This is a genomic window from Streptomyces sp. NPDC110618 (genome assembly GCF_055657065.1).
Genome location: NZ_JBVKBN010000034.1, coordinates 16,743 through 30,436 on the forward strand (window position 1 = coordinate 16,743; position 13,694 = coordinate 30,436).

At 72.7% G+C, this 13,694-nt stretch carries 12 protein-coding genes; 10 read left to right on the forward strand and 2 right to left on the reverse strand.

Annotation, left to right across the window (positions count from 1 at the left end):
- Position 1: 1 nt before the first annotated feature.
- Entirely contained in the window at positions 2-1,264 is a 1,263-nt protein-coding gene (locus tag ACZ7L7_RS35295) for a PucR family transcriptional regulator (RefSeq protein WP_471592061.1), read from the reverse strand.
- 3 nt (positions 1,265-1,267) lie between these two features.
- Positions 1,268-1,420, reverse strand: coding sequence for a hypothetical protein (locus ACZ7L7_RS35300; protein ID WP_176711603.1), 153 nt, complete (start codon positions 1,418-1,420; stop codon positions 1,268-1,270).
- Positions 1,421-1,683: 263 nt separating this feature from the next.
- Between ACZ7L7_RS35300 and pgfA the strand changes: the two genes are divergently transcribed.
- The 10 genes from pgfA to ACZ7L7_RS35350 all read left to right on the forward strand — a co-directional run bounded on the left by pgfA (position 1,684) and on the right by ACZ7L7_RS35350 (position 13,611).
- Positions 1,684-2,661, forward strand: coding sequence for a cell envelope lipid trafficking protein PgfA (pgfA, locus tag ACZ7L7_RS35305; RefSeq protein WP_285511266.1), 978 nt, complete (start codon positions 1,684-1,686; stop codon positions 2,659-2,661).
- Positions 2,662-2,885: 224 nt separating this feature from the next.
- Complete coding sequence (locus ACZ7L7_RS35310) at positions 2,886-4,040, forward strand: glycosyltransferase family 4 protein (RefSeq protein ID WP_471592060.1); 1,155 nt, start codon at positions 2,886-2,888, stop codon at positions 4,038-4,040.
- Positions 4,037-4,771 carry a class I SAM-dependent methyltransferase gene (locus ACZ7L7_RS35315; protein WP_471592059.1) on the forward strand — a complete coding sequence of 245 codons (735 nt, stop codon included), beginning with the start codon at positions 4,037-4,039 and terminating at the stop codon, positions 4,769-4,771. Before ACZ7L7_RS35310 ends, ACZ7L7_RS35315 begins: the two co-directional genes overlap by 4 nt.
- Positions 4,768-8,913: an alpha-(1->3)-arabinofuranosyltransferase domain-containing protein gene (locus ACZ7L7_RS35320; protein ID WP_472077902.1), complete on the forward strand. Its 4,146-nt coding sequence runs from the start codon at positions 4,768-4,770 to the stop codon at positions 8,911-8,913. Before ACZ7L7_RS35315 ends, ACZ7L7_RS35320 begins: the two co-directional genes overlap by 4 nt.
- Complete coding sequence (locus ACZ7L7_RS35325; RefSeq protein ID WP_285511262.1) at positions 8,885-10,312, forward strand: condensation protein; 1,428 nt, start codon at positions 8,885-8,887, stop codon at positions 10,310-10,312. The genes ACZ7L7_RS35320 and ACZ7L7_RS35325 overlap by 29 nt, the downstream gene beginning before the upstream one ends.
- On the forward strand, positions 10,309-11,073 hold the full coding sequence (locus ACZ7L7_RS35330) for a class I SAM-dependent methyltransferase (RefSeq protein ID WP_453602135.1): 765 nt from the start codon (positions 10,309-10,311) through the stop codon (positions 11,071-11,073). The genes ACZ7L7_RS35325 and ACZ7L7_RS35330 overlap by 4 nt, the downstream gene beginning before the upstream one ends.
- 28 nt (positions 11,074-11,101) lie before the next feature.
- On the forward strand, positions 11,102-12,016 hold the full coding sequence (locus tag ACZ7L7_RS35335; protein ID WP_285511308.1) for a hypothetical protein: 915 nt from the start codon (positions 11,102-11,104) through the stop codon (positions 12,014-12,016).
- The gene (locus tag ACZ7L7_RS35340; protein ID WP_285511260.1) at positions 12,013-12,240 is read left to right on the forward strand and encodes a Trm112 family protein; all 228 of its coding nucleotides are present in this window, start codon (positions 12,013-12,015) and stop codon (positions 12,238-12,240) included. Before ACZ7L7_RS35335 ends, ACZ7L7_RS35340 begins: the two co-directional genes overlap by 4 nt.
- Positions 12,237-13,133, forward strand: coding sequence for an FkbM family methyltransferase (locus ACZ7L7_RS35345; RefSeq protein WP_285511259.1), 897 nt, complete (start codon positions 12,237-12,239; stop codon positions 13,131-13,133). The genes ACZ7L7_RS35340 and ACZ7L7_RS35345 overlap by 4 nt, the downstream gene beginning before the upstream one ends.
- Entirely contained in the window at positions 13,021-13,611 is a 591-nt protein-coding gene (locus ACZ7L7_RS35350; RefSeq protein ID WP_285511258.1) for a hypothetical protein, read from the forward strand. Before ACZ7L7_RS35345 ends, ACZ7L7_RS35350 begins: the two co-directional genes overlap by 113 nt.
- The last annotated feature ends 83 nt before the right edge of the window (positions 13,612-13,694 follow it).

Consider the following 13,694-nt stretch of genomic DNA (forward strand, 5'->3'; position numbering starts at 1 on the left):
GTCAGCGCTGCTGCTCCCGCCGCGAATCCTCCAAGTGCCCCTTCAACCGCTGTGCCCTCAGCACCAGTTCGAGTTCGAAGCGGCGGTCCGGGTCGTCTATCTCGTCGCCCCACAGTTCGCGGATCTGGCGCAGGCGGTAGCGGACCGTCTGGGGGTGGACGCCCAGGCGGGCCGCCACCTCGGGGGCGCCGCCCCTCGTCTCCAGCCAGGCCAGCAGGGTCTCGGCGAGACGGCGGCCGTGGGTGGGGCCGCAGTGGGCCAGGGGGGCCAGGCAGCGCAGGGCCAGGTCGTCGATCAGTTCCTCGGGTTGGAGGAGGACCAGGGCTTCCGTGTGTTCCGTGCAGTACAGGACCTCGCCCGAGGGGAGCAGGCCGCGCTGCATCAGGGTCACCGCCGCCTCCGCCCAGCGCAGTGACTTCGCCGCGTCGGCGAGCTCGACCGGGGGGCCGATCGCGCCGGACCAGCCGGTCAGGGCGCGGTGCAGCAGGTCGGAGCGGCCCGCGGCCTCCGGTTCGGGGACGACCATGCGGGGCTGTTCGTATTCGAGGTCCAGGAGGACGCCCTGGCCCACGGCGGGGGCGACCGCTTCCCGGGCCGGGCGCAGGAGGACTCCGACCGCGACCTTCTTCGGGAGCGGCCAGCCGATGCGGGCCGCGCGTTCGGTGAGGGCCTCGGAGGGGTCGCCGCGTTGGTGTTCGGCGAGCAGGAGTTCCATCAGGCGGCGCTGGAGACGCAGGCGTTCGCCGGCCTGGCGGGCGGCGGCCTCGGCGTAGCCGCGTACGGACTGGTCGACCAGGCCGTCGAGGTACTCGTAGCCCGCGTCCACCAGCTCGTACATCGCCGGGGGCGGGATCTCCACGCGCTGGCCGATGTCGGCGAAGCGGCGCCAGGCCAGCCGTACGCCCATCCGGTAGATCGCCTGGAGGGAGTCCAGGCTGCGGCCGTTGAGGCCCTCGCCGCGGCCGAACTCCTGGAACACTCCGGGCGGCACGGTGGGGCGGCCCTCCGCGGTCTCCAGGTGCTGCACGAACACCTCGATGGCGCGGCGGATGCCGATCAGGGCCATGGGTTCGCCGGACTCGTCCAGCACTAAGGGCAAGTGCGGGTACTCGCGGCGGATCTCGGTCATGATCTGCTCGGCGAGCTCCGGTGCCTCGGCCATCGCTATCTCGGCGAACCGGCGCACCTGGAAGCGGGGCACGTCGTGCCAGGCCGAACGGGTCGAGAGGGCCGAGCCTGCGTCGGTGCGGGCGGCGGGCGGCACGGGTCAACTCCCCTGGCCGGCTTGCTCGTAGGTGATCAAGGGGTTGTTCGGCTGGTCTGGGGTGGCCTCCAGCAGGGCGACCACGCCCAGTGCGGCGCCGACCGCGAGGGCGGCGGCCAGCACGACGGTCAGCGTGGCGGCGAGCAGTCTGGACATCGCGGGGTCAGCCTCTCTGTACACCTCGGTACAACCGCTGTTTCGGTCGCCCCACCCGGGCTTTCCGTCCCTGTCTGTCCGGCCCCCAGTGTCAACATGACATTGACACCACGTCAAGAGGCGCCTACGGTTCCCGGCCCATACGGGTGCCGTGCGCCGAGCCGTGCCGCACCACCCTCTGGCACGCCTCTCGCACGCGCACCTTTCCCCTCGGCGCGGTCACCCCCCACGTCGCGTCGTCCCGAGCCCCTGGAGTGCCCGGAATGCGCCGTACTGCCTCACCGTTTTCGCTGATCATGCTGGGTCTCGGCACGTTTCTGCTGGTACTGGCACCGATGCTCGCCTGGTACGTGGAGCCGCGGGCCGCCGTGAACCCGATCGACATCGACACCACCGCCGTCTACAAGGGCACCGGCTCCGTCTTCGACCTGGACAAGGTCGCCACCGTGCCGGACAAGACCATCACCGTCACCCAGCGGGTACGCGGAAACGTCGCGGAGAGCGAGAAGAGCGGGAACGCCGTCTGGGACGTGATCACGACGGTGGACACCGACGAGTCGCTGCCCGCGGCCGACCCGCACGACGCGCTGGACTACCAGCCGCACCGCTGGGTGCTGGACCGGAGGACCACCCGGCCCGTGCACTGCTGCGAGGAGAAGCCGTACATCGAGGGCGAGGCGTACCTGAAGTTCCCCTTCGATGTGCAGAAGCGGGATTACCGCTGGTGGGACAACACCCTCGGAGGTGTCGTCACCATGCGTTACCAGGGGACGAAGAAGATCCAGGGGTACACCGGCTACCGGTTCACCGCGTCGGTGCCGGCCACGAAGACCGGGACGCGGCTGGTCCCCGGGCGGCTGGTGAACCTGCCGGACCGGCCGCAGGTGCTGGCCGAGGAGTGGTACGCCAACCACGGCATCGAGCTGGTGGTCGACCAGGCCACGGGCCGGGTGCTGTACGCACAGACGGGCCCGCGCCGCACGCTGCGGGCGCCGGGCGGCACCGAGGACGAGGCGGTGCTGCTGGACAGCGAGAAGATCGCGTTCACCACGGAGACCCAGAAGGAGGCGGTGGAGCGGGCCGAGGAGGACAGCGGACGGCTGGAGCTGGTGGGGACCACGCTGCCGATCGGGGCGGGTGTGACCGGCTTCGTCCTGGCTCTGGCCGGGATCGTTTTGGTGGTACGAGGGAGGCGGCATCCCGATTTGTCCGAATCGCCCCAGTCTCCGCTCACGAAGTGACATTACGTCAGCTCTAACAAAGCCCGAAATTGTCACGTCGGTGAGTAGCCGTGGCGAACGGCGGGGCGAAAACTGTCCACCCCACCCGAGCACAACCCGTCCACAGTCCGCACCCAGAAAGCCCCTGGTTCCCCCACGGACAGACTCCACACGCCACAGCCGTAACAGTCGGCTCGCTGTTCCCCCACGCTGAGTTCCGCACCCCGAGACATGTTGGAGCACCGATGCCCCAGCACGTGCCGTCACTGCGCGCCCCGGTCCCCACGGTGCCGCAGCACCCTCACCCTCCGGCGCTCCCCCCACAACCGCGCCGAATCGTTTTCCTCGCCCATCGCGATCTGGGCAACCGGGCCGCCGGAGGCTCCGAACTGCTCGTCGACCGGCTGGCCGACGGACTGACCCGGCTCGGCCACCAGGTCACCCTGCTGTGCGGCGGGCCCGCGGCCTACCGCGACTACCGGGTCGTCTCCGCGGGCGGCGCCTACGGCCACTACCTGCGCGCCCGGTCCGCCTTCGCCCGCCAGGTCGGTGAGACCGATCTGCTGGTCGAGGTCTGCAACGGAATGCCGTACCTGGCGCCCCTGTGGCACCGCGGCCCCACGCTGTGCCTGGTCAACCACGTCCACACCGACCTGTGGCGGATGCGGTTCGGCGGACCGCTCGCGCCCGCCGCCCGGCTCGGCCGAAGACTGGAGCACTGGGCGCTGACCGGAGCCCGACAGCGCGGTCTGCTGGTCGCCGTCTCCCCGTCCACCGCGCACGCGCTGCGCGCGCTCGGCGTCGAGCGGGAGCGGATCAGGGTCGTCCACAACGGTGTGGAGGAACCGGGTCCGCGGGCGGACCGCTCCGCCGAGCCGCTGTTCGTGGCGGTCGGACGGCTCGTCGAGTACAAGCGGATCGATCTGCTGCTGCGACTGTGGGAGCGGGTACGGCCGGTCACCGGCGGCCGGCTGGTCATCGTCGGCGACGGCCCCGAACGCCGGCGGCTGGAACAACTCGCCGGTCCCGGCGTGGAGTTCACCGGCCATGTCACCGAGGCCGAGAAGCACCGGCTGCTGTGCGCGGCCTGGCTGCTGCTGCACCCCTCCGCCGTGGAGGGCTGGGGCCTGGTGGTGACGGAGGCGGCGGCCCGGGAGACCCCGGCCATCGCCTTCGACGTACCGGGCCTGAGGGACTCCGTGATCGACGGGGAGACCGGGGTGCTCGCCTCGGGCGAGTCCTCCTTCGCCGCCGCCTGGTGCACGCTGGCCCTGTCCACCCACCGCCGGGAGCTGATGGGCAAGGCGGCCCGGGACCACGCGGCCGGCTTCCGCTGGGACCGAACGGTCCGGCAGTTCCGGGCAGTTGCCGCCGAGGCGGTACGGAGCTGGACGCCATGAGCCCGGTGAAGGACCCCTCCCTCAGACGCTCCGTGACCCTCTTCCGTGCCTTCATGCGCGAGCAGGAGGACCCGGAGACCTGCTACTCGCTGCTCGCCCGGGACGCGGTCGACCAGGTCGAGCGCTACGGCGGCCCGGTGCGCGGACGCACGGTCGTCGACGTCGGCGGGGGCAAGGGGTACTTCACCGAGGAGTTCCGGCGGCGCGGCGCGCAGGCGTACCTGTTCGAACCGGACCTCGGGGAGCTGGGCCGGAAGCCGCCCGACGGCAGTGTGGTCGCCGACGGGTATCTGCTCCCCCTGTACGACGGTGTCGCCGACGTGACCTTCTCCTCCAATGTGCTGGAGCACGTGGCCGACCCGCAGACCTTCCTCAGCGAGCTGGTCCGGGTGACCCGGCCCGGCGGGCTGATCTATGTGTCGTTCACCAACTGGCTGTCGCCGTGGGGCGGGCACGAATGGGCCCCGTGGCACTACCTGGGCGCCGAGCGGGCCCGCGCCCGCTACCGGCGCCGGACCGGTAAACCGGCCAAGCACACCCTCGGCGAGAACCTCTTCGCCGTGCACATCGGGCCCACACTGCGGCAGGTCCGCGCCCGGGACGACGTCAGGATCGTCTCGGCGCGCTCCCGCTACTGGCCCTTCCTCGCGGAGGCGGTCGTCAAGGCGCCCGGCATCCGCGAGATAGCCACCTGGAATCTCCTCCTCATACTCCGGCGGTGTCCCCCATGACGAGCACGGTCCAGGCTCCTCCCCCAGCAGCCGTCCCAACCACCGCGACCATGGCGGGCCCGCCCGAGGGCCCCCGGTCGCGGCGCTGGTTGCTGGGGTTCTGGGCCGTGGTGTTCGTGCTGCTGCTCGCCGTGCAACCGGGACGGCAGACCTTCGACACCAAGCTCGGGGTGACCGTCGACCCGGGACGGTTCTTCTCCGACCTCGGCCAGCTCTGGCAGGACCAGGGCTCCTTCGGCGGTATCTCCGACCAGTACGCCGGCTACCTCTGGCCCATGCTGCCGTTCTACTGGCTGGCCGATCTGGTCCAGCTGCCGGTGTGGCTGGCCGAGCGGCTGTGGCTGTCGCTGATCGTCTCCGTCGCCTTCTGGGGCGCCCTGCGCCTGGCCGAGCGGCTGCGCGTGGGCAGCGACGCCACCCGGCTACTGGCCGGAGTGATGTACGCGCTGTGGCCGGTGTTCACCACCGTCGTCGGCTCCACCTCCGCCGCCGCACTGCCCGGCGCGGTCCTGCCCTGGGTACTGCTGCCGCTGGTCTACGAGCGCTACAGCGCCCGCGTCGCCGCCCTGCGCTCGGCGCTGATCATCCCGTTCATGGGCGGCGTCAACGCGGCCTCCACGCTCGCCTCGCTGCTCCCGGTCGGCCTGTACCTGCTCTCCCGCCCGCCGGGCCCCCGGCGCCGCAAGCTGATCACCTGGTGGGTGCCCGGCGTGATCCTGGCGACCGCCTGGTGGTGGCTGCCGCTGCTGCTGCTCGGCTTCTACGGCGAGAACTTCCTCCCCTACGTGGAGAGTTCGCAGACCACCACCGAGACCATGGCGGCCACGGAGGCGCTGCGCGGCGCCGGGAACTGGGTGGCCTATCTGCACTTCGGTGACGCCTGGCTGCCCGCCGGATGGGCCGTCGCCTCCTCGGCCGTCGTCGTCATCTGCTCGGCGCTCGCGGCGGGCCTCGGACTCGCGGGTCTGGCCCGCCGCGACATGCCCGAGCGGCGCTGGCTGGTGCTGACCGTGCTGACCATGGCGCTGATCCTGCTCTCCGGGTACGACGGCGCGTTCGGCGCGCCCTTCCACGGGGTGGTGCAGGACTGGCTGGACGGCGCGCTCGCCCCGTTCCGCAACATCTACAAGTTCCAGACCGGCCTCGCCCTCGCCCTGGTCCTGGGCCTGGCCCACCTGGTCGCGGTGGCCGCCCGCTCGCACGGCGCCCGCCAGGTGCCGGGCCGCGGATTCCTGACGCTGATCACGGCCGTGCTGGTGCTGCCGGGCCTGATGTGGCCGTACCTCAACGGCTCGATCCTGAACCCGGGTTCGTTCAAGGAGATCCCCGCCTACTGGAAGGCCACCGCCGACTGGATGGAGGAGTACTCCCCGGACGCCCGGGTCCTGGTCGTCCCGGCGACCGCGCACGGCATCCACACCTGGGGCTCCACCATCGACCAGCCCCTCGACGTCACCGCCGACTCCCGCTGGGCGCAGCGCGACTACGTGCCCTTCGGCACCCCCGGCAACCGGCGCGCCATGGACGCCGTCCAGCAGGCCCTCACCAGCGGCGCCGAAGTCCCGGGCCTGGCCGACTACTTGAGCCGGGCCGGCATCTACTACGTCGTCGTCCGCAACGACCTCGACCCCGACCAGATCGGCCAGGTCCCGACCACCATGGTCAAGCGGACGCTCGAACAGTCCGGCTACGAGCGGGTGAAGGGCTACGGGCCCATCATGACCGGCGGCACGATCACCCCCGGCACCCCGCTCCAGGTGGAGGGCCTGTACCCGAGGCAGCGGGCGGTGGAGATCTACCAGCCGCCGCGGGACGTGCCGCGGCCCGGGCAGGCCGGGGTGAGCGCGGTCGCCGACACCGCCGTGGTCTCCGGCGGCCCCGAGGCGCTGCTGCCGGTCGCCGGTGAGCTGCGCGGCCGGGCGAGCGTGCTGACCGGCGACAACCACCCGGGGCTCGGCTCCCCGCCGGTCCAGGTGGTCGGCGACGGACTGCGGCGCGCGGACACCCGGTTCGGCCTGGTCAACGCCAACACCTCGTACACGTACACACGCGACGAGCGCAACGCGCCGGACGCCACGCAGGACGCGGGCGAGAAACCGCACCAGATCCTGCCGACGACGGGCCAGGACCATCAGACGGTGGCCGAACTGCGCGGCGCCCGCTCGGTGTCGGCGTCCTCCTACGGCAACTGGCTGTTCCACCTGCCGCAGTACGACCCGGTGAACGCCTTCGACGGCAACCTGGACACCGCCTGGACGGAGGGCTCGCTGGGCTCTTCCAACGGCGAGTGGCTGCGGATCGAGTTCACCGGGAAGTACGACATGCCCGGCTCCTTCAAGGTGACCCCGCTGCCCCAGGAGGGCGTGCGGTCGGCGCCGACGCGGGTGAAGGTGGAGACCGAGCGGGGCAGCAGGACCAGTTGGCTGGAGCCCAACGGCCGTACGCAAAGTATCAAGGCACCGACCGGTGAGACCGGCTGGATGAAGCTGACGATCGTGGAGTCGGTGGAGCGGCGCGCCGGGCTGACCGGGGCGGGCTTCGCCGAGATCGCCCTGCCGGACGTGCAGGTGACCCGGCTGCTGCGGCTGCCCACGGACGCCCAGAAGTCCTCCGCCGACACCGAGCTGATCTCCCTGTCCCGCCCGGCCGACCCGACGGGCCTGTCCTCGACGGGCACCGAGGCGGGGCTGCACCGCCGCTTCACCACGGCGACGGCGGGCACGTTCGAGATCGAGGCGAGCGCGGTGGCGGTGCCGGGTGAGGCGCTGGACCGGATGCTGTACGAGGTGGCGCCGGAGCAGGAGAACCGGATCGTGGCCACCGCGGACTCCACGGCCCGGCTGGGCGCGGGTCTGTCGGCCCGCAACCTCACCGACGGTGACCTGACCACGGCGTGGATCGCGGGCGACCGGCCCACCATCCACCTGAGCTGGGAGGGCAAGCAGCCGATCGACGAGATCGTGCTCCCGGCGGCCGGCGGCCTGTCCAGCCGTCCCTCCGAGGTGCACATCAGCTCCCCGGACGGCGCGGCCGTCGCCGGCGTCGACGAGAACGGCAACGTCCACTTCCCGCCGATCACCACGGACCGCCTCGACATCACCATCACCGAGACGGCGCCGCTGACCCTGTACAACCCGTTCGCCGACGAGGACATGCAGCTCCCGGTGGGCCTCACGGAGGCGTACATCCCGGCGCTGGACAGCTACCGCACCCCGAAGCCGGAGAACGACCGGACCTTCTCCCTGCCCTGCGGCAAGGGCCCGGCGCTGGCGGTGGACGGCAAGCTGTACGAGACGAGCGTCCAGGGATCGGTACGGGACCTGATGGAACGCCGCCCGGTGGACCTCACCCCGTGCCCGGAGAGCGGCCTCGAACTCTCCCCCGGCAAGCACAGCGTGGAGGCCGGTGACGCGGGCCCGCTGGTGGTGACGGCGGTGAAGCTGACCCGAGGCTCGATCGCCGAGTCCCCGTCCTCCGGCCGCGAGTTGGGCGTACGGGACTGGCTGGGCGACCGCCGCGAGCTGACCGTCGGCTCGGGTGCCGCGTCCTACCTGACGACGTACGAGAACTTCAACGACGGCTGGCGCGCCGAACTCAACGGCGAGAAGCTGACCCCGGTCCGCCTCGACGGCTGGCAGCAGGGCTGGCGGATCCCGGCCGGGGAGGGCGGCACGATCAAGCTCTCCTACGAGCCCTCGGTGACGTACGACGCCGGGCTGATCGGCAGCGGCGTGGCCCTCGCGGCGCTGGCGGGCCTGGCCCTGTGGCGGCGCCGCGAACCCAACCCGGACGAGCCGCAGCCGGTGCCGCCGGCGCCGGGGCTGTGGCTGGGCACGGTGGCGCTGACGCTGGTCGCCGCGGTGATCGCGGGCTGGTTCGCCCTGCTGGTCCCGGCGTTCGCGCTGCTGGCCAGGCGTCGGCACGAACTCCTGGTACCGGTGGCGTTGTTGGCACTTGCGGCGGCCGGGATCGTGGCGGCGGTCGGCGCGGGAGAGCCGGTACGCGAGGCGACGGGCGCCTTCGGGCACACGGCCCAACTGCTGGCGCTGATCGGCCTGTTCGCGGCACTGGTGAGCGTGGGGGAACCGGCGACGTCGGAGGGCGGTGACGGCGATGACCACCCTGCACCGGCCCAGGACTGACCCCGTGCCGCCCCGCGTTCCCTTCCCGGTGGTGGACGAGATAGCCCGCCACTGCCTCCAGGAGGAGGAACCGGAGACGGTCCACATCGAGGTCCACCTCCCGGGCCCGGTGGACCCGCCCCGCCTCCGCGAGGCCTTCACCGAGGCCCTGCGCCACCACCCCCGCATCCTGATGCGCGAGGCCCCGGGACCGTGGTACCGCCGCCGCTACGAATGGGAACTGACCGAGTCCCCCGACGTGGAGGTGGTCACCTTCCCCCCTCCGGGCCCGGACGCCCTGCGCGACGCCCGCACCCGAGCCCTGTCCACGGCCCCTCCCCTGTCAGCGTCACCCCCGATCCGCCTGGAGGTGGTGGTGGGCGCGGGCCCCGCGGAAGGCAGCGAGGCCACCGCCGACCCAGCTGCGGGCAGTCGTGCCGCTGGGGCGGCCCCCGCAACCAAGGAAGCGGCACCCCGCGAGCGCGGGCAAGCGAACCCACCCCCCGACGGCACCCCGCACGGCCACGGCAACACCGTCCTGTTCCTCACCATCAACCACACGGCCCTGGACGGCCCCGCCTGCCTCCGAGTCCTCGCCACCGCGGCGGAGCTGTACGGCGGCCGCAACAACGACCCCACCGCACCCCCCGTCCGCCCCCAAGACCCCCCGCAACCCACCCCCGACACCCCCTCCAACTGGTCCCGCCCCGCCCGCGTAGCCCCCGGCACCCCCGACCCAAGCCCCGGCAACGGCATGCTCGTCACCGAGCTCCCCCTCCCCCACCGCCCCAAGGGCTCCCCCTACACGGTCAACGACCAGCTCATGATCGCCACCGCGCTCACCCTCACGCACTGGAACCGCGAACACGGCGAACCACCCCGCCCCCTCCGCATCACGATGCCGGTCGACGACCGTCCCAGAGACCGCACCATGCCCATCGGCAACGGCACCAGACTGGTCGAAGTCCCCTTCATCCCGGAGGAGTTGCGCACGGACGACCTCCCGTCCCTCCTCCGCCGCACGGCCGAGAGAACCCGCGCCCTGAAGTCCCTCCCCCGCCCCCAACTGGGAAGGGGCGCCGCCCTGCTCACCGCCCCCGTCACCCCCGTGGCCTGGCGAGCCGCACTCACCCGCGGCCTGCGCAGAGCAGCGGCACCCTGGACCTCGACCACGCTCCTCAGCAACATCGGCCGTATCCCGTACCCCCTGGACTTCGGCGAGGAGGCCGGCCGCGCGCACGCGGTGTGGTTCTCGGCCCCGGCCAGGATGCCCCGCGGCCTGACGGTGACCACGGCCTCCACAGCGGGCCGTCTGCACCTGGCCCTGCGCTGGTCCCGGGCGCTGCTCAGCCACGGCGACGGCGCCCACCTGCGGGACCTGTTCGAGCACTATCTGCACACCACGGAGGCCCGGGAGTGACCACCAGCGCACCGCCGAAGAAGCCGAGGAAGCCGAAGGAACTGCGGGACTTCTACGAGAACCCGGCCGTCCCGGTGGCCTCCGGCACCCCGCGCAGCCTCCGCCAGGCCCGCATGCTGGCGGCAGCCCTCGGCACCGAGAAGACCCCGAGCACCATCCTGGACATCGGCTGCGGCGACGGCAGCGCGGCCGCGGTCGCCGCTCCCCTCCTCAAGGGCCATCGCATCATCGGCGTGGACTGGTCCCAGGACGCCCTGCGCCGGGCCCGCACCAGGCTCGCCCTCACCCCCGTGCGCGGTGAACTCACCGGCGGCGGGCTGCCGTTCAAGGACGAGTCGGCCGACGCGGTCCTGTTCAGCGAGGTCGTCGAGCACCTCGTCGACCCGGACGCCGCCCTCGACGAGATCCGCCGCGTGCTGCGCCCCGGCGGCCACCTGATGCTGTCCACCCCGAACCTGGCCGCCTGGTACAACCGGGCCCTGCTGCTGGCCGGGGTCCAGCCGGTGTTCTCCGAAGTGAGCCTGCGCGCGATCCACGGCCGCCCCGGCAAGGAGGTCGTGGGACACCTGCGCCTGTACACCGCCCGCGCCCTGAAGGAGTTCGTCGCCGCCTCCGGTTTCGAGGTCGTACGCCTCGCGGGCGCCCCCTTCCACGGCGTACCGCGTCCGCTGCGGCCCCTGGACCGGCTGGCCTGCTCCAGACCCTCGCTCGCCTCGATCCTGCTGCTGCACGCCCAGAAGTCGCCCGCGCGCAAGACCTAGGAAGAGGACGCAGACCATGTGGTGGGGAGTGGCCGCGGCCCTGTTGGCGAACGTCCTGTACAGCACCGGATTCGTCCTGGAGAAGAGGGCGCTCGCCGCCCTGCCGGAGGTGTCGGTCCGGCGGCCCGCCCGGCTGCTGCGGCTGGTCCTCGGCAGCCCCCTGTGGATCGGCGGCTCGCTCACCCTGGCGGCCGGATTCGGCGCCCAGCTCGCCGTCTACCGCACCCTGCCGATCGCCGCCGCCCAGGGCCTGTTCGTCTCCGGACTGGTCCTGCTGGTGCTGCTGTCGGCCCGGCTGCTGGGCGAGGAGACCAGCGGCCGGGAACGGTACGCCCTCGTCGCGATCCTCGCCGCGCTGCTGATGGTGGTGCTGTCCCTGCGCGAGGGGCCCGGCGAGACCGTCGGCGCGGACGCCCCGTACCCGCTGATCCTGCTGGTGTGCGTGCCGTCGCTGGCGGCCGGGGTGTGGCTGTACACCTCCGCCGAGCGGCGCGCCCGGCACCGGCACCGGCTGCCCACCACGGGCGTGGAGTACGGCGTGGCCGTGGGCCTGCTGTACGGCGTCAGCTCGCTGGCCATCAAGGGCGTCTCCAGCAGGCTCTCCGCCGACGCCTGGGGCGGGGCCCTGCTCGGGCTGCTGCGCTCGCCGTACCCGTATCTGCTGCTGTTCACCGGCGCGTTCGGCCTGGTGATGTCGCAGGCGGCGCTCCAGCGCTGCCGGGCCTCGCTGATCGTGCCGGTGTGCACGACCGTGACCTGTCTGTACACGGCGGTGCTCGGCACGCTCTCGTTCGGCGAGGCGCTGCCGGAGGACCCGGTGCGGCTCGCGCTGCGCGTCGCGGGCATCGCGCTCGCCGTCGCCGTACTGCTGTCCATGCCCCGGCACGACCAGCCGGCGCGCACCCCACGACCTCTCGGTGCCAAGGAGTTGACCCCACCGTGAACCCCGACGACCCGCTGCTGCGCATCCTGGCCTGCCCGCTCGACAAGGGCCGGCTGCACCTGCTCCCGCCGGACGACCCGGCCGATCCGGACGAGGCGCTGTACAACCCGCGCCTGCGCCGCCGCTATCCGGTCGTCGACGGCATCCCGCAGTTGCTGCCGTCCTCCGGTGAGCAGGTCGACGAGGACGAGCACGAGGCGCTCCTCAAACGGATGGTGCCATGACCAGGACTTTCGCGGCCCGGGTGGCGCCGCACCTCCCGCTCCGGCTGGTCGCCGCGACCGCCCGCGCGGTGTACCCGCGGTTCGAGCCGGAGCTGGCCCGCCTCGGCGAGCTGTGCCCGCCCAAGTGCGGCACGGCGGTGGACGTCGGCGGCTGGTACGGCCCCTGGACGCACCGGCTGTCGCGGCGGGCGCGCCGGGTGGTGACCGTGGAGCCGGTGCCCCGGCTGGCCCGGCTGCTCGCCGCGGGCGCCCCGCCCAATGTGCGGGTGGTGCAGGCCGCCGCCTCCGACCGGCCCGGACTGGCCCGGCTCTGGCTGCCGTCCGACGACGGCGGCGACCGGGGCGTGTCCTCGCTGGTGCGGCGGGACATCCACGGGCGCGCCCTGAACGTGGGCTGTGTGACGCTCGACGAACTCGGTCTGCGCGACGTCGGCTTCATCAAGATCGACGTGGACGGCAGCGAACTGGCCGTCCTGCGCGGCGCGACCGGCGTCATCGCCCGCGACCGCCCCGCCCTCTTCGTCGAGCTGGAGACCCGCATCCAGCCGATCGCGCCGGTGGTCACCTACCTCTCCCTGCTGGGGTACACCGGCTGGGTGCTGCCCGGCGCGGCCTGGGTGCCGCTGGACCGCTTCCCGCTCCGGGACCACCAGCGCAGGGCCCAGCACGTCGTCAGCCGGGGCCTGCTGCGGCGGGTCCTGCCGGGCGGCGGTCCCCGGTACGTCAATTCGGTCCTGTTCCTGCCGGACGGCCGCCGACCCGGTGGCGAGGTACGCGACGATGGGACCCATGCCAGCCGCACCAACCCCCTTCGGCCCGCTCCAGTTCCAGCTCGTCCTGCTGCGCCGGATGGCCGACCACAACCCGGACCTGGTCGAGACCGCCCGTCATGAACTCGGCGTCTCGGTCGCCGAGATGCGCGAGGCCAACAAGAAGTGGCAGGCGATGGTCCGTTCCCCGCGCGCCCGCGCCGCCGCCTCCCGCTACCGCTCGGTCCTCGGCGCCCCCGAGTCGGTGCTGACCCGCAAGGTCGGCGACCTGGAGTGCGAGGCGCTGCTGTGGCCGGTGCCGCTGTGGCCGACCCTGCGCTTCGAGGTGCTGCTCGCCCCGACCGGCGCGGTCTGGAACGAGTGGCTGGTCCGCGCCCCCGGCGCCGCCGCGCCTCCCCTGCGCACCCTGGCCGACCTCACCCCCTGGTCCTGCACGGTCGACGAGGCGGCCCGCGCCTTCGCCCCGGTCCGCCCCCTGGAGGGCTCGGCCCCCACCCGCTGGGGCCTGGCCTTCACCGCCCCGGACACCGAGGGCAACCGGCACGCGTGCGCGGCGGAGTTCACGTGGGGGCTGCTGCAGCGGGTGGCGGTGGAGCCGTAGAACCGGCCCCACCGGGCGGGAACCGATCAATCACCGCCGCGACAAACCACTCGATCAATCAGAGCAGCCACACGAGCCGAGAC